16 protein-coding genes and 7 pseudogenes are annotated in these 20,134 nt (G+C 57.9%); 14 read left to right on the top strand and 9 right to left on the bottom strand.

The features are described from left to right. Positions 1-450: 450 nt before the first annotated feature. A pseudogene (locus AAFG16_RS07675) lies at positions 451-684 on the bottom strand (DNA-directed RNA polymerase subunit alpha C-terminal domain-containing protein); the annotation flags it as partial. A gap of 3 nt (positions 685-687) precedes the next feature. Beyond that, positions 688-846: pseudogene (locus tag AAFG16_RS07680) on the bottom strand (DNA-directed RNA polymerase subunit alpha C-terminal domain-containing protein); the annotation flags it as partial. 382 nt (positions 847-1,228) lie between these two features. On the opposite strand from AAFG16_RS07680, the gene AAFG16_RS07685 reads away from it, so the two are divergent. After that, complete coding sequence (locus AAFG16_RS07685; protein ID WP_342738443.1) at positions 1,229-1,477, top strand: hypothetical protein; 249 nt, start codon at positions 1,229-1,231, stop codon at positions 1,475-1,477. 874 nt (positions 1,478-2,351) lie between these two features. Here the strand turns inward: AAFG16_RS07685 and AAFG16_RS07690 are convergent. After that, the gene (locus AAFG16_RS07690) at positions 2,352-3,053 is read right to left on the bottom strand and encodes a LysR substrate-binding domain-containing protein (protein ID WP_342740867.1); all 702 of its coding nucleotides are present in this window, start codon (positions 3,051-3,053) and stop codon (positions 2,352-2,354) included. A 6-nt stretch (positions 3,054-3,059) separates the two neighbouring features. Next, a pseudogene (locus AAFG16_RS07695) lies at positions 3,060-3,131 on the bottom strand (hypothetical protein); the annotation flags it as partial. A 527-nt stretch (positions 3,132-3,658) separates the two neighbouring features. Between AAFG16_RS07695 and AAFG16_RS07700 the strand changes: the two are divergent. Then, positions 3,659-4,483 (top strand): enoyl-CoA hydratase/isomerase family protein, encoded by an 825-nt coding sequence (locus tag AAFG16_RS07700; protein ID WP_342738445.1) that lies wholly within the window; start codon positions 3,659-3,661, stop codon positions 4,481-4,483. Positions 4,484-4,588: 105 nt separating this feature from the next. After that, complete coding sequence (locus AAFG16_RS07705; RefSeq protein WP_342738447.1) at positions 4,589-5,158, top strand: TetR/AcrR family transcriptional regulator; 570 nt, start codon at positions 4,589-4,591, stop codon at positions 5,156-5,158. Positions 5,159-5,171: 13 nt separating this feature from the next. Here the strand turns inward: AAFG16_RS07705 and AAFG16_RS07710 are convergent. Continuing rightward, a pseudogene (locus tag AAFG16_RS07710) lies at positions 5,172-5,501 on the bottom strand (transposase); the annotation flags it as partial. Positions 5,502-5,520: 19 nt separating this feature from the next. Here AAFG16_RS07710 and AAFG16_RS07715 point away from each other — a divergent pair. From AAFG16_RS07715 to AAFG16_RS07730, 4 genes and pseudogenes are all read left to right on the top strand, one after another. Next, positions 5,521-5,712: pseudogene (locus AAFG16_RS07715) on the top strand (N5,N10-methylene tetrahydromethanopterin reductase); the annotation flags it as partial. An 84-nt stretch (positions 5,713-5,796) separates the two neighbouring features. After that, positions 5,797-6,012, top strand: a pseudogene (locus AAFG16_RS07720) (aminotransferase class I/II-fold pyridoxal phosphate-dependent enzyme); the annotation flags it as partial. Positions 6,013-7,248: 1,236 nt separating this feature from the next. Continuing rightward, positions 7,249-7,554: pseudogene (locus AAFG16_RS07725) on the top strand (integrase); the annotation flags it as partial. 218 nt (positions 7,555-7,772) lie between these two features. Then, complete coding sequence (locus AAFG16_RS07730; protein WP_194391225.1) at positions 7,773-8,492, top strand: nitroreductase; 720 nt, start codon at positions 7,773-7,775, stop codon at positions 8,490-8,492. 22 nt (positions 8,493-8,514) lie between these two features. On the opposite strand, the gene AAFG16_RS07735 is transcribed toward AAFG16_RS07730, so the two are convergent. Further along, the gene (locus AAFG16_RS07735; protein ID WP_194391226.1) at positions 8,515-9,132 is read right to left on the bottom strand and encodes a glutathione S-transferase family protein; all 618 of its coding nucleotides are present in this window, start codon (positions 9,130-9,132) and stop codon (positions 8,515-8,517) included. A 202-nt stretch (positions 9,133-9,334) separates the two neighbouring features. Here AAFG16_RS07735 and AAFG16_RS07740 point away from each other — a divergent pair, with 202 nt between their 5' ends. From AAFG16_RS07740 to AAFG16_RS07760, 5 genes are all read left to right on the top strand, one after another. Further along, entirely contained in the window at positions 9,335-10,291 is a 957-nt protein-coding gene (locus AAFG16_RS07740; protein WP_208827882.1) for a LysR substrate-binding domain-containing protein, read from the top strand. A 133-nt stretch (positions 10,292-10,424) separates the two neighbouring features. Then, positions 10,425-11,591, top strand: a complete 1,167-nt coding sequence (locus tag AAFG16_RS07745) for a VOC family protein (RefSeq protein ID WP_342738456.1) — start codon at positions 10,425-10,427, stop codon at positions 11,589-11,591. A 73-nt stretch (positions 11,592-11,664) separates the two neighbouring features. Next, on the top strand, positions 11,665-12,762 hold the full coding sequence (locus AAFG16_RS07750) for an iron-containing alcohol dehydrogenase (RefSeq protein ID WP_342738458.1): 1,098 nt from the start codon (positions 11,665-11,667) through the stop codon (positions 12,760-12,762). A gap of 6 nt (positions 12,763-12,768) precedes the next feature. Then, positions 12,769-14,127: an amidase gene (locus AAFG16_RS07755; RefSeq protein WP_342738460.1), complete on the top strand. Its 1,359-nt coding sequence runs from the start codon at positions 12,769-12,771 to the stop codon at positions 14,125-14,127. 61 nt (positions 14,128-14,188) lie between these two features. Continuing rightward, positions 14,189-14,533 (top strand): hypothetical protein, encoded by a 345-nt coding sequence (locus AAFG16_RS07760; RefSeq protein WP_342738463.1) that lies wholly within the window; start codon positions 14,189-14,191, stop codon positions 14,531-14,533. 20 nt (positions 14,534-14,553) lie between these two features. Here AAFG16_RS07760 and AAFG16_RS07765 read toward each other — a convergent pair whose 3' ends face one another. Continuing rightward, positions 14,554-15,417 (bottom strand): tryptophan 2,3-dioxygenase family protein, encoded by an 864-nt coding sequence (locus AAFG16_RS07765; RefSeq protein WP_342738465.1) that lies wholly within the window; start codon positions 15,415-15,417, stop codon positions 14,554-14,556. 118 nt (positions 15,418-15,535) lie between these two features. Beyond that, a complete protein-coding gene (locus AAFG16_RS07770) occupies positions 15,536-16,189 on the bottom strand; it encodes an NAD(P)H-dependent oxidoreductase (RefSeq protein ID WP_342738467.1) in 654 nt (217 codons plus the stop codon). Positions 16,190-16,674: 485 nt separating this feature from the next. On the opposite strand from AAFG16_RS07770, the gene AAFG16_RS07775 reads away from it, so the two are divergent. Together AAFG16_RS07775 and AAFG16_RS07780 are read left to right on the top strand one after the other, a co-directional pair. After that, positions 16,675-17,514, top strand: a complete 840-nt coding sequence (locus tag AAFG16_RS07775) for a glutathione S-transferase family protein (protein WP_342738469.1) — start codon at positions 16,675-16,677, stop codon at positions 17,512-17,514. Positions 17,515-17,712: 198 nt separating this feature from the next. Further along, the gene (locus tag AAFG16_RS07780; protein ID WP_342738471.1) at positions 17,713-18,702 is read left to right on the top strand and encodes a glutathione S-transferase family protein; all 990 of its coding nucleotides are present in this window, start codon (positions 17,713-17,715) and stop codon (positions 18,700-18,702) included. A gap of 277 nt (positions 18,703-18,979) precedes the next feature. On the opposite strand, the gene AAFG16_RS07785 is transcribed toward AAFG16_RS07780, so the two are convergent. Next, entirely contained in the window at positions 18,980-19,909 is a 930-nt protein-coding gene (locus tag AAFG16_RS07785) for an AraC family transcriptional regulator (RefSeq protein WP_342738473.1), read from the bottom strand. Positions 19,910-20,134 lie beyond the last annotated feature (225 nt).

Genomic DNA, 20,134 nt, shown 5'->3' on the forward strand with positions numbered 1-20,134 from the left:
GAAGCAGACTAAGCGCTGGAGTTTGCTTCCTGCGAGCAGAGCCGCCCGGGAAGGCCTTGCCTTCTGCCCTGCGGATCGCTCATTCCCACCGCCCTTGTGCAACGCAGACAATCCACCGGATCGGAATAAAATCGTTTTGTTCTTATGATGTTCTATTGGCCAATCTGGGCTCGGAAAACCAGGGACGCCGTATACACTCTTGCACCCGTGTCAACTTGAAGCCGTGAGATAGCGCGACTGTCTGACCGTTCGAGGCGCTCTCCGGCTACCGCGCGCGAGTTGCTGTGCGGGTGCTGCGGGGCCGGTCGGCGGAGAGGCTCAGAATGCTCGATTCGCCTCGGGGTTCGCGGAGGCAAGCGGCCTCAGGTCCGGCAGGAAAAACGAGTGAAGGCGGTCAGCGTCTTCCGCAGGTTCCGTTCCGGGTTCATGGGCGCGCGCTCGGAGCAGTCTTCAGCCGGTGACCGCGAGCGCTCCGGGCCAAGAGGTCAGGTCCATTCCGAGGTGTAGACCGGACCCGGCGATGACTTCCTTGATCTCGTTGAGCGACTTCCGGCCGAAATTCGGCGTCCGGAGCATTTCGGCCTCGGACCTCTGAACCAGTTCGCCGACGTAGTTGATCCCGTCGTTCTTGAGGCAGTTCGCCGACCTCACGGACAATTCGAGTTCGTCCACGCGCTCGAGGAGTTTTTCGGCCTGCTGCGAGAGTGCGGCGATGTCCTCCGGCGGCCAGTCGGGCAGGTTCATTCCGAGGTGCAGCCCGATCTGGGCCAGGACCTCCTTAAGTTCGTTGAGCGACTTGCGCCCAAAATTCGGGATCTGGAGAAGCTCGGCCTCGCTCATCCGCACAGGAAGGAAAGCCGGGCGAATAAGGAACGCCGCGATAGCTCCGTACGAACAGTTTCGGATAGAGCGCTATAACTTGCCAGCGCCAGTCTTCCGCTACATTTGTGATGCGACCGCCGTACTGAAAGTTTTGACTGCACATTGTTGCTACTCCGTCCGGCGTCTCCTGACTCGGTGATCATTGAATGATCGGACTAAGCACGCTTTTTTGGGGTATATAATTCGCGCAGCACTACTCATTGGCATTTATCCCGAACCGGCCCAGCCCAGCGGCAGAAAGAGGAAGCGGGTGCCGGCGAAGGGCGACTCCAAGCCTCACACTGTCGAGCGTTACAGGCGCACACTGGGGTGGGCGAGCGAAGGGCAGGTGATCAGATGTCATCCGATGGGCGGCTTCGTCCTTTTTCCCACCCGGGCGTCGGATTGGACGGATTTTGAACGTATGCCGGGGGCAGGCGATATCACCCTGTTGTGCCCGAACCCGCATGACGACGTGGACGCAGGTCGTCGATTTGCCAAGATTCTGGCTCTCGTAGCGCCCGTGTTTGGCGCGGAGCTTGCTGATAATTTCGCCGCTGCCGGAGTAGCGGCGGGCGTGTCTTTCGCTGGAGTCGTCGACTTGCAGAGAACTTGACTTTGACCGACAAAGCGGCCGACGGATGCCCGATCGATAGCGTAAATTGATGAATGGAAGAGGCCCTGCTAACTGGCAAGGTTTGGTCGCTAAGGGAGTCAGTTCTTGGACTGATAATGTTTCTAACAAAATGGAGTCAGTTCGGGACTGATAAGGAAAATGCCGAAAGCTTATCAGTTCCGAATGCGTGTCGAAGGGCGGAGTACACCGAGGCAAGGCTGGGGGGCACTCGCGCTCTCGCGACTGCGATCTGTGCGCTGACGCTTCCAACTTCTGCATGTGGTCTTTGGGGAAGCCCAGCCTTGGAAGATCGATCGTTCCAATGATGGATTGGACCGGGACATCTCGAAAAGCGAAGCGCTGACGACACCTAAGCGTTGTCGCCAGAATCCGTGCAGTATCAAATGCAGTACCGATCTGGTTTAGAGGCGCACGCGGGCGACTGATGTCGCAACTTGGCGTGCATTGAGTCACTCGCGCGTAACGCAGTGTACTACGCTAATTTGCGCGATTGTGCTCCTTCGAACGAAGGCGGCGTTCTGTCTCGTTTATCGAAGTGGTGGAGGCTGCGAATATCGCGCCCGTCGTTGTCACCGTTTGCTGCTTGGGCTCGGCCAAATTTGAAAGCTCAGCGGCGGTTCTCTACGGCTTTCGTCTCAACAAAAAAGGCTCGAGGCCAATCGTCGCCAGAGCTCAATTCGCGGAATGAGCGATATGGAACGGCCGCTGTTGGCGCAAGGCGGCTTTTGCGAACCGGATCACGCCAACTTGACCCGGAAAACGCCAGGGATCCTTCGCTTTTCAGGCCCTCCGGTGTCGGTGCGGCCGGAAGGTTAGGAAACATTGAGGCCATCGATTCTCGAGAGAAAAGTCTTCAGGGCGATGCATTGTCTCGGCGGAAGCCGACCGTCACAGCGATCGTCGGCGCATCACCTTCGAGGGGGCGACTTACGACCGACCAGGGCAGAAAATTCCTCGCCGAGGCTGGCAAAATCGCAACGCCGCGGTTGGATGCGACGAGCGAAACCGCCATAGCGCAGTTGTCGATCTCGAACGCCGGTGTGATCTCGATGCCGCAGCGATCGAGATAATCGGCGATGAGCGCACGCAGCACACGCGGCACTTTCGAGATGCCGATATAGGTTTCGCCGACCAAATCCTTCGGATCGAAAGTCTCTCGCTGCGCGAGCCTGTGATCGCTGGGCAGAACCGCGACCAGCGGCTCCTGCGCCACGACCTTGAATTCAATGTCCGGCATCTTTTCGCCGCGCAGGAATGCGACGTCCAGCCTGCCATGTACGAGCTCTTCCGCTAGCGTCGCCGAATGATCGCTGGATACCCGAATTTCGATGTCGGCCAGTTCGTTGCGTAACAATCTGGTGGCACGTGGCAGCCAGTCGACCTCCTGCCCGGTGGTGAAGCCGATCGCAAACACCGGCTTGCTCGGCTGTGCCGCGCGCCGAGCGCCTTCGGTCGCGGCTTCGGCTTGCATCAGTGCCAATCGCGCGTGATCGAGGAAGACCCGGCCAGCCTCCGTCAGCTGCACGCCGTGCACGCTGCGGGTCAGGAGCGGCACGCCGACTTCGTATTCCAGGTCCCGGATCTGCCGGCTCAGGGAAGGCTACGCCGTGTGCAGTCGCTTTTCGGCCGCCACGGTGAGACTGCCTTCTTCGGCGACCGCGACGAAATAGCGGAGATGACGGAAGATTGGAACTATCGGTTCGGCTGATTGGGAGTCAATGGCCCGCTAATTGGAAGTTTATGGGCCGCGATCTGGAAGGCCTGGAGGGGAAAGCCTTCCCCTGGGTCGGCGCCTCGATCGCCGACACACCCCCTTCTGCGGGGAGACCCCTAGGCTGTGCCAAAACGCCAGCGGCCGACCGCATCGCCAGCCAGCTTCGGCTAAAGCGAAGCGAGGCCCCACCTCAGTTCCGTGTAATTGCCCTCGTTCCAAAAGTGAGACGCCGAGTTGTTTGAGCGGCTCCGCTTCCCCAGCCGCCCGTAGCGATCGCCCGGTAGCCTCGATGCGGTCGCCTCTTGACAATGAGGATGATGAGCGTCATCTTCGTTATTGTGGATGACGATCATCATCCTCGTGGTTGTCGACCAGATGGTCTGCGCACCCGACACCTCCGGTGCTCAGCGCCCTAGAACGAAGGAATCTTTCGGATGAGTACTCCATTGACCCAGTTCACGATCACCGAGGCAGCGCCGGGATACTGGCGGGTGACCTTCAACAATCCGCCGTTGAACTTTTGCAATCCGGAGACCCTCATCGAGCTTCAGCAGATCGTCGGTCTCATCGAGTCCGATGACACGTTGCGGGTGGTCGTGTTCGATAGCGCTGACCCGGACTTCTTCGTCAATCACTACGACGTCTCCCGGTTCGCCGATTTTCCCCTGACGCCGGGGCCGACTGGTCTGCCGACGTTCATCGATGCCACGACGCGGTTGACCAGTTCCCCGGTCGCGACCATCGCGTCGATTCGGGGGCGCACGCGCGGCGGCGGTTCCGAGATTGCTCTGGCATGTGATATGCGCTTTGCCAGCCTGGAGCGCGCGATCTTCGCTCAGATCGAAGTCGGGGCAGGCGTGTTCCCTGGCGGTGGCGCGACCGAGCGCCTACCACTCCTCGTCGGGCGGGCCAGGGCACTCGAAATCGTCCTCGGCAGTGACGATTTCGACGCAGCAACGGCAGCGAATTATGGGTGGGTGAACCGCGCACTCCCCGATAACGAGCTCGACGCCTTCGTCGACAACCTCGCTCGGCGCATCGCGTCGTTCGACAAGCCTGCGCTCGCCGAGGCCAAGCGGCTGATCAACCGTAGAACCCTGCCGTCCGCTGAGGACCTGATGGAGACACAGGACGCTTTCCTCAACGCGTTCTCTTGGCCGACGGTCCCTAAGCGGGGAGCCCGGATAGCGCAAAAGCGCGACGAAGTGGGTCCTGACTTCGAGGCACGCATGGGTTATCACCTCGGCAATCTCAGCGCCGAAACCCGATGACACCAACATCGCCCCCCTGGAGGGGGGGCGAAGCCTTGGCGTACGTTCGCCTGAACCGGATCGTTACCAAATAACGGGTGTCGCATCGGGGCCGGAGGTGCATTCATGGGTAGTTCGAAAGCTGACAAGGCGGCAAGCCACGATCGAATCGTCGACATCGCTGCGGCTCGAATGCGCCGCAGTGGCATAGACGGTGTCGGAGTAGCGGAGCTGATGCGGGAAGCCGGCCTGACGCACGGCGGCTTCTACCGTCATTTCGAATCCCGAGATGAACTGGTCGGGGCCGCGGTGGAACGCGCCTTGGCTCAGGGAAGTGCGCGGACTGTGGCTACGTCCGGCCAAGGTGGCAGACAGGCGCTCGAAGCAATCGTCGACGACTACCTCAGTCCATCCCACCGCGCCCACCCCGAGGCCGGATGCGCGGTGGCCGCGTTGGCCGAGGACATTTCGCGCGCAGATGACCGAACCCGCTCGGCCTACGGACGCCAGGTCGAGCAGTACATCGAGCTTCTGGCCGGGTTGACGCCGAGTACGGACGCCGCTGGTGATCGACGTCGCGCCTGTTTGGTGCTCAGCGCACTGGTCGGTGCCCTCACCATGGCACGAGCAATCGGCGAAGGGGGCCTGTCCGACGAAATCCTCTCCGAGACCGCGACGGCACTCAAGGAGCTCTAGGCAGTGTGGACACTTATCGCAGCCATAAGACGATGGCTGCGAGAGCGACGACGGCGAGGTAATTTTGGGCTGTCTTTTCGGAGCGGGTTGCGACGCGGCGGAATTGCTTGAGCTTGGAGAAACAACATTCGACGAGATAGCGCTGGGCATAGAGATGCTTGTCGAGCGGATGTTTGAGCGCCCGTGATGGGTTGTTGGGGATGACGGCGATCGCGCCTTTGGCAGCGATGGCTTGGCGCAAGCGATCGGCGTCATAAGCCGTATCGGCCATGACGACCTGGGCAGGTAGTCCCTCGATCAATTCGGCGGCTTGCGGTGCATCACCCTTCTGGCCTGCGGCGATCTCAGGCGACGGACCGGCGATTGCCGACGAGTTTCAGAATTGGATAGACGAAACGGATGTCGACGGATTCAATCTCAGCCGCATCGTGGTGCCGGAGAGCTATGAGGACTCCATCGATATCGTGGTCCCCGAACTTCAGAACCGCGGTCTCTACAAGAAAGCGTATTCGGAGGGCTCTTTGCGCCGCAAGCTGTTCGGTCAAGGGGACCGGCAGTTCGCGTTTGCGGCGGACTGCTGTACGTCGACCGCGAACGTGTCAGGCTGCCGGTCAGCTCATCCTCCCTGGGCGCAAGGGATCGTGGGCTACATCGCGGCGAGCGCCGATATCATCGATGCGCTGCGCTCCCATTCGCCGGGATTCATTTTTACCATCGCACCGCCGCCGTCAGTGTGCGCGGGTGCGACTGCGGCAGTTCGGCACCTCAAGACGTTGCAATGGGAGCGCGAGCGTCATCAGGGGCACGTCCCGCGAGTGAAGGCTGCGCTCAATGCCACCGGTCTGCCGGTGATCCGACCGACACGCACATTGTTCGGCTCTAGTTCGCGCGGATCGCGTTTGGCGGACTTGTCGCAAGTGGTGTGCCACAATCGCCTTATGCGCACACTCGCAGGAGCCCGTGCTGTCCTAAAAAAGCCGCGGCCACCGAGCGTTGGCTTTACGCCGCTACCACCCCCTTGTGCAGTTCGGTGTTGCTGCCCAAATCAAGTGCCGAGGCTCACCTGGAGGATCGTGGGACTCTGTCGGAGGCGGGAATCAATCCTGCAATTTCTGCGCGATGGCCGATGCAAGTAGCTCGCTCGGTGTGAACATCTCAGGTTCTTCGCTCACCAAGTGCAACGACTGCAGCACGATGACGAGCTTCCTCTTTGGCACGACAAAGATGGCCTGGCCGAAAATCCCGAGCGCGGCAAAGCCGTTATCGTCGCCAAGCTGGTAGGAGCTTCCGTCCCGCGGGGCGTTCCACCATTGGTAGGTGTAGCCGAAGCCGGATATTACACCTGCCGCGAAATCCTGAAAGGCTGAAGATCCAGCGGCGGATATCGTTGCTCTCAGCCGGCAGGATATGAGGCTTCCGTCGGCGATGGAATTATCGCCAACGCGTTCGAGGTCGGCCTCTTAATCGGAGCGATCGCAAGCGAATGGGTAGGGGCCGAGTCCGGGATCGGCATGCTCATCATTCAGTCAACGTTCGACTATCGAACGAATCTTCTCTACGCGTCTATCGCGATGTCCTCAGCGCTGCGCGGACGGCTGCGGACGCTTGGGAACGAGCATGAACAGCCTAGTTGGTGCCCCTGGCCGATAATTGCCTAGAGCCATAACCATTTGAATTTGAAGCTACTTTTGTCGTCAATTGCTGCCGATACCAGCACAAATACCAGCAGGATGACGCGCGGTATTCGCCGACAAAAATAAAATAGCAGGCTTCCGGCAGCGGGCACGCCTGTGCCGTTCCAGACTCCACAATTCACCCGACGGGAGTCGAACCCGGCTCTGGCTCGAAATCCCGCGAGGTCAAAGAAGGGTCTTGTCATGTGGATCCGTCATTCCAACGATGCCTAGCGAAACACCTGCCTCGTCCTAGAGACTTCGGAGGACTGCTCGGTTGCGCTTGGCGCAAGACCGACGCCGAAAGCGCCGATCGCGCGACGCTGATCCGCTATATGCTGGACCGCCATGCCGATGGCGTGCCAGTGTCCGGCAACGCTGCGGATCATGGGCTACAGGGACCTATGTCACCTCGGTTTGCGCCACAGCTTCGCGAGCATCGCCAACGATCTCGGCTTTACCGAGGTGACGATCGCGGCGCTGGTTGGCCATGCCAAGGGCTCGGTAACGAGCAAGTACATCCATACACTTGACACGGCCCTCATCATGGCTGCGGACACGATCTCCGGCTACATCCAAGGGCTCCTCGATGGCATCGAGTTCAAGCAGACTGCCTACGCGTTGGATCGCGATTCGCGAAAGGCCGCCCTGGCGCGCTTCCTAAAGAGAGCTTCGAGTGGCGACCAACAGCTGATCGAGCAGGAGTGCCAATTGGCGGCTTAGTTAGGGTCTATACCAGTCCTGGCGGGCTAGCCTTAGTAGCAACGAAAAACCTCCGAGGCGCGACCAGGCGCAAGAAGCAGCCTAGGACCGGGGTGCCGCATCGTTCGAATTTGTTGAACGATAAGTCCGAAGATCGGCTACTTCCCTAGATGGCAGCTGAACTCCGAAGATGGGTCATACGGCCATGCGGTCTTGGTTCAAAGGATTCGGGGGATGCAATGACACTAGAGCTTCAGCGGCACGTGCAGAAGGATGATGAGAGCCCCTTTTACATTGATGAACTCATCAAATGTCGTCGGGCGAAACGTGGCTTTACAGACAAATCCGTTCCAACCGAAGTTGTTAAGGATATCCTCTCGATCGCTAGGTTCGCCCCTAGTTCGAGCAACACTCAACCGTGGAAATGCTACGTATTGACCGGGAAGGCCCGCGAGCGCGTAGTTGCTGCAGCGGTGAAGAATTTCAATGACAACCATGACAAACTGACTCCGGAATATCCATTTTTTCCGGAACCACTTCACGAGCCCCATTTGTCGGTCTTCACCAAGTTTCGTGGTCAACTAGGAGACGCGCAGGGGGTAGAAAGAAGCGACAAGGAAAGCCGCCGCCGCGATGTAGCGAGACAGTTTATGTTCTTTGGCGCGCCAGTCGGTCTCATTTTCACGATGGACCGGAAACTGGTCCCCGCAAGCTTCATCTGCTACGGCGCCTTCCTCCAAACGGTAATGTTGGCGGCTCAGGGCCGAGGACTTGATACGCTTCCTCAACAGATTTGGTCGTTGCAATATCAAGTGCTGCGCAAGGAGCTTGGCATTCCTGAAAGCGATATGGTCGTGTGCGGCATGTGTATTGGCTACGCAGACAACGGCCTTCCCGAGAACAACATGGCGCTTGATAAGTTCGGGCCGGAGAAGTTCGCAACGTTCCTCGACGTCTAGACATCCCTGTGCTGGGTACGGATTATCTTGAAGGGGCCGTCCCTTCGATAAGCGGTACCCAGCCATCGATCGATCGTACGTCGTCCAACCATCTGAGAATTCCGGGGTATCGCTCCATCTGGTATCCGCCCTCTGCAGCCAGGGACACGTAGGCGAAGACTGCAGTGTCGGCTATCGTGTAGCCATTACCCACTAGCCAGTCTCGATTTCCAATCCAGTCCTCGAGTTTTTGTAAAGCGCTGTATCCGTCCTTTTGCCGGTAGGCGATTTCGCCTGCCATCTGGGATGCTTGGCCGCGAAGATTGTAAACACGTGGATATGCGATGGCCTTTTGAAGATCGGCTTGTTCGAAAAACAGCCAGCTGAGCACCTCCGTGCGCGCATGCCGGTCGCCAGGAAGAAAACGCGTTCCTTCTGCCAAATGCATCAATATGGCGCCGGACTCCACGATGGGGCGACCATCCTCCAACACTAATGTCGGGACTCTCGAGAACCGGCTAATTCTTTCGAAATCCGGTTGTTGAGTATCGCCTCGGACCAAGTCCAGAGTAATTCTCTCGTACTTGAGGTTCAGCTGAGAAAGCAGAATTCGGACCTTCCAACAGTTTCCAGATAGCAGGCTATCGTAAAGACGAAACATGGCTTACTCCGGCGAATGGCTTACTCCGATGGGCATCGAGTTCGAGACAGAATACGAGCCACTGGTGTCGAGAGACAAGCAAGGGGTGTGCCTGTTGAGGTCAGAACGGCGGGTGTCTAGAATAGCTTAAATCGATCTGTACATCTAAAAGTGCGAGCCGTGTCTTTTGTCAGCCTGAGGTACACATCAATCAGCTTGCGTCATGCTTGATCTCAAGGATGTCTTCTATTTTGTCCAGGTTGTTGACAGAGGGGGCTTTACCTCTGCGAGTAGATCGTTGGGCTTGCCGAAATCCACCTTGAGCCATCGGATAAGAGAACTCGAGGGCACTTTGGGCGTAACGTTACTCAACAGAACATCGCGTCGTTTCGGTATGACCGAAGTAGGGACGCAGTTCTATCATTACGCTCAGACATTGCTGCAGACGGCCGAGGTCGCGGAGGAGGCGGTGCGCCAGAGAGCAACCGAGCCCAGCGGCGTCATCAGAATGACGACGGCCGTCGAAATCGCTCAGTTCGCATTGAAGGACCTGATACCGATATTTCTCAAGAAGTATCCGAAAGTTCAGATCGTGGAGATTACTACGGATGCCCTCGTCGATATCGTCGCCGACGGCTTCGACCTGGCTTTGCGGGGCCATACCTCGCCGTTGCAGAATTCATCCCTGGTCCAGCGGGCCATAGCGCGCGCGCCGTGGTACTTGTTCGCCGGACCTGGATATTTGGACGCCAGGGGTGCCCCCACCACCCCTGAGGAAATTGCCCAACACGATACTATCTCGATAGCGAGGACGAGCTCATCGAATCTGGTATTGACGGGCCCCAACGGCCGCAGGTGCATCGTGCAGACGGCACCTCGCTTTCAGAGCAACAATCTTGTTGCGCTGAAGGAATCAGCATGCGCCAATCTGGGCATCGCCGCATTGCCAGGTTACATTTGTCGAGACGAAATTGCTGCGGGAAAGCTGAAGCAGATATTGCCGCGTTGGATTGCGGCAGACGCGCGCGTCTCGGCCCTTATCCCATATAAGCGGGGCCTTCTTCCTGCGGTCAGGGCCTTGGTCGATTTCCTGGCGTCGGAGATACCGCGCGTGACCGCATTCGAGCCTGCGCCGGCGGAGGACGTGCACGCCAAAGCGTCGAGCAAGCGATCGACCTGAAGATTTGCCGCTCCGTCCAACAAATTGAACGCTACGTCCTTCGCTGAGTATCTTCATATTCCTCAGTAGCGCTGCCATCCTTCGCGATGGGTAGAGACGCCGCTTCAGCGGCCTGTGATCGCGAGGGTTTAAGATGAACAACATGACTATCGGCGGCGTCAACAACCAGGTATTTGTGGCCGCAAATCTCGGCAGGATTGAGCACTTCTATTCAACACTTCTTGGCCTGCCAGTCGTGAAGCGGACTGTCCATCATTTGGACCCGCGATTGCCAGTCATTACTTTTGGATTTCAGGGATTCAAGGGCGAGCCGAAGCGCGGTCACACGATCAGCTACATCGAGTGGAATCCGATTTTCTACATGATGCCGCAAACTGGATTCGTGGATCCAAAAACGGCCGTCGCCGGCGTTACGTCGCCGCGGGTTGGAGACCCAAAGGGGCGTTGGGGGGCCGGTACAAACCATCATCTGGCTCTTCACGTTCCTACAAGAAACGGCCTCTTGAAATGGAAGCGGAGACTCACCGACCAGGGTATCCACGTTACGGGGCCCTACAACCGCAACTACTTTCATGCGATCTACCTCCGCGACCCCGATGGCGCGATCATCGAAATCGCGACCACCGAACCTGGGTTCGGGCACGATGAAGCGGTTCTCGGGTCTGGGTTCCGGTCTCAGCCGAAGGAGAACCTTATTGGCGGTCGCGACGAGGTGTTGACGGCAGCCGAAACTTGGCCCCGTGCCGTCCCGTCGATTACGGATGACTTTGCGCTGCGCGGTTTCCACCACATCACGTCGATCTCGTCGAACGCCGAGCGGACCGAAAAGTTCTTCGTCGAAACGGTCGGGCTTCGATTGATCAAAAAGACCGACTATTTGGATGAGCGCGGAGGTACTCACTATTACTACGCGTGCGACGATGACCTCTCGCCTGGCTCGGTCTTGACCTTCTTTGGGCTGCCTGGGTATTCCGCCGGACATTTGGGCACAGGATTATCGCATCACTTTTCCTTGGAAGTGGAGAACGACGCGGCTCTTACGCATGAGCACCAACGCCTAAAACGGGCTGACGTGAAGGTGTCGGACGTTTATGACTGCCTCTACAGCAAGCTGTTCTACTTCCGGGATCCGGATGGGCACATTTGCGCCCTTTCCACGCCAACTCAACTGACGATCGACGAGCCCGTTGAAGAGCTCGGGACCAAGCTTTGCTTGGCGCCGGATTTGGAAGATCGCCGCATTGAGATAGAGCGCAATATGGCGTTGCGCCCAGCTCCTGTACCGCTTCCTCAGAATTGAAGGAGCCGGCACCGTGCTGAAGCCAGCCGCGCCTCGCTCCGAACGTGTAATTAGCGGGGGAATCCTGCGGTGCTTGCCGCAGGAAACCCTGCGGTGGGGGATGGGGATCGTCGATGCGGCCCTCCGGGAGCTGGCTGACGACGGCCTAGAGCGGCCGATGATCTTTACGGTTGAGCCGCTGCTGCGCTCAACCGATCGGCTCATTCTTCCGCATCTTCATGACGTCTCAGGAATCATCTCCGATTTTCCGCCTCATGCGCCCGATACAGCGATCGAAAGTGCGCTTGACCGCTGCATCCTAGCGGGCGCCCGCTCGATCGTTGCCTATGGAGGCGGCTCGGTTTTGGATGCCGCCAAGGCCGTTTCTCATTTTCATTCGCTTCGTCAGGGGCGCCATCTTCCGATAGTCGCTCTGCCGACCACTCTCTCGGGATCCGAGTTCTCTCACTATTTCGGTGTCACGGAAACGTCAGGGGCGCGACCATTCAAGAGAAGCTACGCCGAGCGCGACACAGTTCCGAAGTTTGTGCTGATGGATCCGAGCTTGCTCATCAACACACCCCGGGCGTTGCTCTTGTCGTCTGCCGTCAAGGGGCTGGATCATGCCATCGAAGGTATGCGACTAGTCGACGTCGACCACCCACATGCCATCATGGCTGCGGCAGGGGCGAGGAGATTTTTTGACGTACTAGAGCAGTGGCCAACTGATCTGGAAACCGGCGAGGCCGTTCAACGAGGAGCGGTTCATCCGGACGCTCTGCTTCAGCTGCAGTTGGCCGCGTGGCAATGCTATTTCTATCCGGCATCGGTCATCTACGGGCTCAGTCATCGAATCGGACATATCTTGGGTGGGACGTTTGGATTTCCACATAGCGTCACGTCATGCATAACGCTTGCGCCTGTCGTCCGAAATTGTGAAGCGCGGTATGGCAATAAACTTCGGGTGTTCAATTCGCCAGGAGAACCTAATCCAGGGGCGGCACTCGCCGCCAGAATAGAGAGTCTTGTGGCGCACCTCGGGTTACCAAATCGGTTGCGATCGTTTGAGATAGGACTGTCGGCGCTTCCGGAGATCACTGATCTTCTGCGAGCGAATTATCAGAGCGAAGTCGCCGATCTTGGAGAAGACGCTGATCGAAAACTTGAAGCCCTGTTACGAAGCCTGTGGTGAGCCAGGATGACGTCGCCATCCGTGGCCGAGATGCTAGTTGAGCTTCAGTCGGGCGCGACAACATCGCGTCAACTTGTGCAGGTAGCACTTGAAAAGGCAAAACGTTGTGCAGCTGAGTTGAATGCCTTTGCGGCGATCGATGAAAGCGTGTTGGCTCTCGCAACCGAGAGCGACTGGCGATACGCAGAAGGTTCGGCAAGAGCTCTTGAGGGCATTCCGATCGTCGTCAAGGACATCATCGATACCGCTGGTGTTGAGACCCGGTATGGATCGGCCGCTTACATCGGTAACGTTCCGAGAGCCGACGCCCGGGTGGTTCGTGATCTGCGCAATGCCGGTGCAATCATCCTTGGAAAGACGACCACACACGAATTTGCCTGGGGCGTCACTACATCGAGCGAAGCGTTTGGCAATACGCTCAATCCAAACGATTCCGCGCGAGTTCCGGGAGGATCGAGCGGTGGCTCGGCCGCAGCAGTTGCTTACGGAGTGGTTCCGGTCGCTATTGGCACGGATACAGGAGGTTCGGTTCGAATTCCGGCCGCACTTTGCGGGGTAGTTGGACTAAAGCCGACGTACGGCGTTCTCTCACCCGATGGAGTATTTCCACTCGCTCCAACGCTGGACCATGTGGGCCTGATTTGCCAAACGGCCGAGGATCTCATCGTTCTTGCCGGTGCTTTGGGCATGAACGTAACGCCAGATGATTCCTGGCGTGACGCCAACGTGAAGCGAACGATTGGCGTACTTAAAGTGCCAAGCGATGTTCCGGTCGACGCGGCCATTTGGAGCGACCTTTGGACGGTCGTTGAAGGGTTGCGTCATGATCATAACCTAATGGAGATCGAGACACGCCTAGATGAGGCTTACTCGATCTTTGCCAACCTGGTGCTGGCCGAGGGAGGTATGATACATTTTTCGCGCAACTCCTCAGAGCTAATTCGCCAAAGCTACGGTAGAGAGACAGTGGCCAGGCTCGAGCGTGCGCGCATGCTCAGCATCGACGATTTCGCACGAGCCCAAGAGGCAAGGCGGCGGTTCTCGTCGAAGATTGCATCCCTTTTTGAGCAAATTGAGCTTCTCATTTTGCCTACGTGCCCCTGTACTGCACCCCTGGTAGGAGCGGACGATGTCCGGATTGGAGCATGGAGCGGTGACGTCCGCAAAGCGCTCATGACCTACACGGCACCCTTCAACCTCGTTGGATATCCTGTCGTGACTCTGCCCTTGCCGCGAAGAGCCGGTGTCCTGCCGGCGGGCCTGCAGATCGTGGGCCGCAGAGGAAGGGATCGCGATGTCATTAATGCCGCGGTGCAGTTCCAGAGGCTGGTCATCGAGCTCAGCTGCAGCAATGCAATTAGTTAGATCCGGCTGGCCGCCGGCGGATGATCGATGTTTCTGCGCATCGAAATAAGCGATGGCCTAGTTGCTTGGGTCGAAGGCACTCGCCGGGCTTAGGCTCTCCGATAACCTCAACGCCGGCCCCTTCGAGCGCCCGGCGGATCTTTTCGACCGTTTCGAACTGGGCGTTGATAGCACCCGTCATTCGTTCAATCCGGCGAATGGTTGCGATGCCCGCGCCGGCTGCAACGGCCAAATGAAACTGCTGCCATCCCACCAAACAACCGGCGATCTTGATTTGCTATGCCCAAATGAGCGTTCGTTCGCTCCGTGCCTGCTATCGATTCTGTGCAAGAACCGAGGAGCCTTTGCAGGCACGCCGATCCGCGTGGATTGGAGGGAAGCGGCCGTCGCGGCTGCTTCCCCCTAAACTCTGGCGGTCGCGAAAGCTCACTCCTTGGCTTTGCCCACGGGGCAGCCCGCTGGGGGGGCGCCGATGAACGTCCTGGCCGAAAAGAGTTCCGGGAATGGAATCTCTTCGAGAGTCGGCGTCAGCCACTCAATTCCGGAGACGCCGAAGTAGGCCTTACGAGATCCCAAGGTACGTCGGGTCAGCATTAGGTGGCGATATTTCCAGGTCGTGAACTCCTCGGCAATATCGGCAAGTGTCTCACCCAAGTTCTTGATCTCGGGTCGCTCATCGTACCCAATTTGCCAAGCCCGCTCGACCTCGGGGCTAGGTTGGTACGGCTGAGCGAAATCACGCTCAAACTGAGCTCGAGGAATGGGAAGCTTTTCACGATGCAGGAATGCCAGCACGTCGTCGTAGACGCTCGGAGCGTTAAGGGCCTCATTCAGTTGCTGCCATCTGCGCGGCTGCGGCTTGAAGTGCTCCAAATGTTCCCCTTGTTTGATTCCGAACAGATAGACCATGTGGCGGTAGGTCCAACCTTGGAGAGCAGTGTCGCGCCCTAACGTCGCTCCAGCCGCGCCCAGCATCGGAAGCAGGTCAGACGGGGTCAGCCACGATAGAGAACGCCACGTGGCATTGAGTGGTTCATGTGCATCGACCACTCGGCGCAAGGCTTGCTGAGCCTTCGCAAGGTCATTCTGTCTCAGACTGCTCTGTGCGGCCTGAAGTTCTCGGACAATGAGAGCCCAATAAAGCTCCATGACCTGACAGTTGACGATGAACGAGTACTCCCCTGGATGATCGCTCACCGTCCTTTGCAGCGTGTGCAGAATCTCTGTCTGCAGCCACATACTGTACGGTGTCTGTTCAAATCTGTCTTTGTCGGTGATCTGGACGTTCATCGCGTTGGTGCTCCCATTCTGCCTGAGTTTCGTTACTGGTCCGGAATGTATTTTGGTTTGCAGGATGCTGGAACGGCCAGCATCCTGAGCGATCAAATCTGTCACTCAAAGTGTGCGATCAAGCGACGGTCAGAGACTCCAAACGGTCCGTTCTCGGCCATGCTGCGGCCGCAGAGATTTCGGCATCGAACCGTTTGGCAAAATCCGCAAGGGTTGTCTCGCCTTGGTCGATAGTGAGAGTCTTGACGGCGAGAACGATGTTGACGTCGGTAATGCCGACAAACCCGAGAATCTGTTTGAGATACGAGCTCGCCACGTTGGCTGAGGCGAATGGAGCTCCAGGAGAGAAGTCGCCGCCCGTCGTGAGGATCACGGTCGCCTTTTTGCCCTTCAACATGCCTTCATAGGTGGTTGAGACCGTAACGCCGACGCGCACGATCTGATCGATGTAAGCTTTGAGGAGTGCCGGTATGGAAAAATTGTACATTGGCGTGCCGATGACGATGTGGTCGGCAGCCTTGAGTTCCTCGATCAAGGTGTTTGATGTCTTCAAGGCCGCAGCGGATTCCGGCGAATGTTGGTCAGGCGGGGTAAATGCGGCTCCGATCCACGGAAGGTCAACGAATTGTAGGTTGGATCGCGCAAGGTCGCGCCTAATGACGGAAGCATTCGGATGTAGGCGCGACCACTTCTCGACAAACTGAGCAGTCAAGATGCGGGAAGTCGAATGTTCAAAGCGTGGGCTCGCTTCAATTACCAAGAGACAAGTCATTTCTTAGCTCCAGAGTTTTGAGGAGTCAGCCGCCAACCACGTCAATGCGGCAGCCGATGGCCGTCTTGGACGTAAATACAGCGCGGGCAGGGCGGGAAGCCGGGCGTTATCGGACGCATCGTTCCATGAATTGGAACGATGGTCGCGAGATCCTGCCTTCCCTCGGCGGCGGAAGCATCGTCCGATAGCTTGAACGCTTGGTTCGAAAAATGTCGGCTTCTAGTCGAGCGGTCCGCGACTAGTCTGGCCACGGCAGAAGCGTGCGTGCCAGACCCCCAACCTCAGGAAGCGCTATGACTATCAATCTAAGAACGTCTGTCGACGCGTTGGCGGAGCAAGCGCGGAATTCCGCAATCGGAGATCCTGAGCGGAGGTGCATAGTGTCGAGTGGCGGTGTGCATCCGAAGCCGAGAGGCGACCAGTCGCTAATTCCACGACTCGAGCTTTTTCATTTCACTATGTCGATCTGCTCTCAGAAGATTCGCGTGGCGCTATTCCAGATCGGGGCTCCATTCGCCAGCAGCGAGCTGATCATTATGCCGCCGTTCAGCGAAAATTATTCGGCGGAATATGTGAAGCTCCGCATGGCGTCTGCCATCGCGCGGAGCCGACCATTCGTTAGCGGTTATTCCGGGAGCTCAAGTGTTGAGAACGAGGGCTTTGACCCCCTGGCGGTACCCACGCTGGTCGATCATGAGAAGGGAGAAGTTGTCGCGGACTCACGTCTGATTGCGGCCTATCTCGACATCTTGAGTGGAGGGGCGTTGGTGCCGCTGCAATGGCAAAACAGGGTTTGGACTGAAATAGCAATTGTCGACACAATACCACATGCCGGTTTGTTCTACGGCGCAAATCCCGACGGCGACGATCGCCCCGAAGAAATTCGCGCGGGAATGCAGGGGGCTCACAACAAGAAGATCGAACTAGTACGAAAGCGTTTGGAGGGCTTACCGGTAGACTCCATTCTTCGCGAAGCTTACAGGCACAAGATCATAAAGGAAGAAGCGGGGCGTGAATTCATATCGCAGCCGACCAATATGCGGAGGATTATCGAAGCAACGCACAGCACTATCGTGCAACTGGATCGAAGATTGGAAAGCAAAAACGAGTGGTTGATGCCCGATGGATTTACCCTGGCTGATATCTTCTGGGGTGTAAGTCTCTTCCGGCTTCTCTTTCTTGGTTACGATTGGATGTGGAAGGACTGCCCGAGGGTGTCCGAATACGCTGAACGGCTCTTTGCCTCGCCGTCGATGCAAAATGGCGTAATCAATTGGCCTGGTCATCCGCCCGGCGAGCGCATCGAACGCTTCAAGAAGCACTAGAGCTTTGGCCTTTGCCTTTGGCGCCAGAATGCGGCTCCCGATCGGAGCCGCTTTTAGTGATTGGAATACCTGATATAGGCGCGATCCAAGCACCGCCGATCGGCATTCTCGACAAACTCACCGGTGCCAGCCATAAGACTCTTGTCTCTCGTTCTTACCAGAGATGAACCCGCGAGATGATCACGCCAGGAGGACGGTATGGGACTGTTGGTCGAAGGTGAATGGCGTGACACCTGGTATGACACCGGCGCGACCGGCGGCGTTTTCGTCCGCAAGGACGCAGCTTTCCGCAACTGGATTACCGCCGATGGAAGTCCTGGTCCGAGCGGTGTTGGCGGGTTCAGAGCTGAGGCTGGTCGATATCACCTTTACGTCAGTCTCGCTTGTCCCTGGGCCCATCGAACACTGATCATGCGAGTGCTCAAGGGTCTTGAAGACAAGATCTCCGTATCCATTGTGCATTGGCTGATGGCCGAGCGCGGCTGGAGTTTCGCGAAGGGGCCGGGAGTGATACCCGACCATGTCAACGGCGCGGAATATCTGCATCAGATCTACACGATGGCCAACAGCCACTATACTGGTCGGGCAACTGTGCCAGTGCTGTGGGACAAGCAACAAGGCACTATCGTCAGCAACGAATCGTCCGAAATCGTTCGCATGATGAATTTCACGTTCGATCACCTTGGTGCGAGATTGGGCGACTTCTATCCTAGCGAGATTCGAGACGAGATCGATGCCGTGAATGCCCGTGTCTATGACACGCTCAACAATGGTGTCTACAAGGCCGGATTTGCTACCACACAAGCTGCCTACGATGATGCTGTCGGTCCGTTGTTCGAGACACTGGATTGGCTCGAAGAGCGTCTGGCAGATAGCCGCTTCCTTTTCGGCGATCGTTTGACCGAGGCGGACATCCGGCTCTTCACGACGCTGATCAGGTTTGACGTCGTCTATTTCGGCCATTTCAAGTGCAACATTCGATCTGTTGCCGACTATCCCAACCTCTCCGCGTACGTCCGTGACGTCTACCAATGGCCAGGGATCGCATCGACCGTTAATTTCGAGCATATCAAGCGTCACTACTATCAGAGCCATCGCTCCATCAATCCCACGGGTATCGTCCCTGCGGGCCCTCTGCACGATTTTGGCGCGGCGCATGGGCGCGAACGGCTCTCGGCAGATAAATAGCAATTTCCGGCCTGGGAACGGGTACCCGCCCGCCCGGGCGCAACGAGCGCCGACGGGCGTTTGGTAACCTCCAACGAGCGTTAGCACTGCTGTGCGCACAGCAGGATCAGACAAAACGTGCCTGTTTTAGGAAAGGTCGCTTCACCACTGTAGTGCGTAGAACGCGCGCATGTCGCTTGCGGTGGTCAGGAAAATACGTCACGTGCTGCTAGGGCGATCGCCATCACGAGTGTCGGTTTGACGACGCGTGGGATGAGCCGCAATAAAGTAATCAGGATCAGGTCTCGCTGTCCGATGAGCCCCGCATGTCTCGCCGCCAGGCTCCCGGGCTGACGCCGACTATGGTCGAAAAGACCTTGGTAAAGTGGCTCTGATTGGCAAACCCGGCCGATTTCGCCACCTCGGATAGAGGCACATCGCGAACGGTCATCAGCTGCGGGGCTGTCTTCACTCGCTGGCGAAGCAGCCATCGATGCGGCGGCAGACCCGTGGAGATTCGAAACGCTCGCGAAAAATGATCGACTGAAAGACCGAACTCGGCCGCGATCTGCCGTAGTGAAAGTTTTCCCGCGAGGTCGGACTCGAGCCTATCGCAAGCACGGTCTAACTGCCACGGAGCAAGGCCACCGCGGATCGGCTTGGCGTTAGGTCGGAGCCCACCATAGGCCTGAGCGACGTGCGCAGTAAGTGCGTGCAACATGTGGTCGACGAAAAGCTGGTTGGTCTCGTCCGCTCGACGGAGAGCGTCCAAGAGCGACGCTCCGAGGTTACGGACGACCGCGTCGTCGTGGCCTATACCCGGTTCATAGGCGAGTTCACCAATGCGCGGTGCACCGGCCTGCCTCGCGATGTCGTCAAGAGCCGAGCGTGGAAGATAGAAAAAGAGGGAGTGGAACGGCTTGTCGATGACGTAGCGCGGATCGCGTTTCAGATCGTAGAGATAGGTTGCGCCGCCGTGGATATTCGTCTTGATGACACTTCGGCCTCGCTCCCAGCACTCGCAGTCCGGATAGTCACGAAATTTAAGGCTGACGAGGTAAGCATCCGCGGAGGGCAGGGAACCGGAAAGGCCGGGCACCGGGCCGTCGTTTCGGGTTTCAGTCACCGCCAGTTCGGCGCTGCGCAGCGTACGTGCAATCAGCGAAGGTGCATTCTTCGCCTGCAAGGGTTGTCCGAGCCTCGATCCATAGACGCCGGCCTGTGCCATTTGAATTGATCCGGAAGGTTAGATTGCAGGCTCTGATTGGCATGCGAATTTTGCGCTGCATTATCGGAAATCGGCAAGGGGCTGTCTACGGCCGCCCCGGGATGCAACTTTTCGTGAGGGCACATCGTCGCGAAAGTCGCAACGGCTTCGGAAGCAATCTCAATGCGGTCGACCCAATCAACTGCTGCTACCAACTGCGGCGGAATCCCGAGCGCAGGTGGTAAC

Origin of the sequence: Bradyrhizobium sp. B117 (assembly GCF_038969555.1) — a bacterium.
In the GTDB taxonomy this organism is placed as follows: domain Bacteria; phylum Pseudomonadota; class Alphaproteobacteria; order Rhizobiales; family Xanthobacteraceae; genus Bradyrhizobium.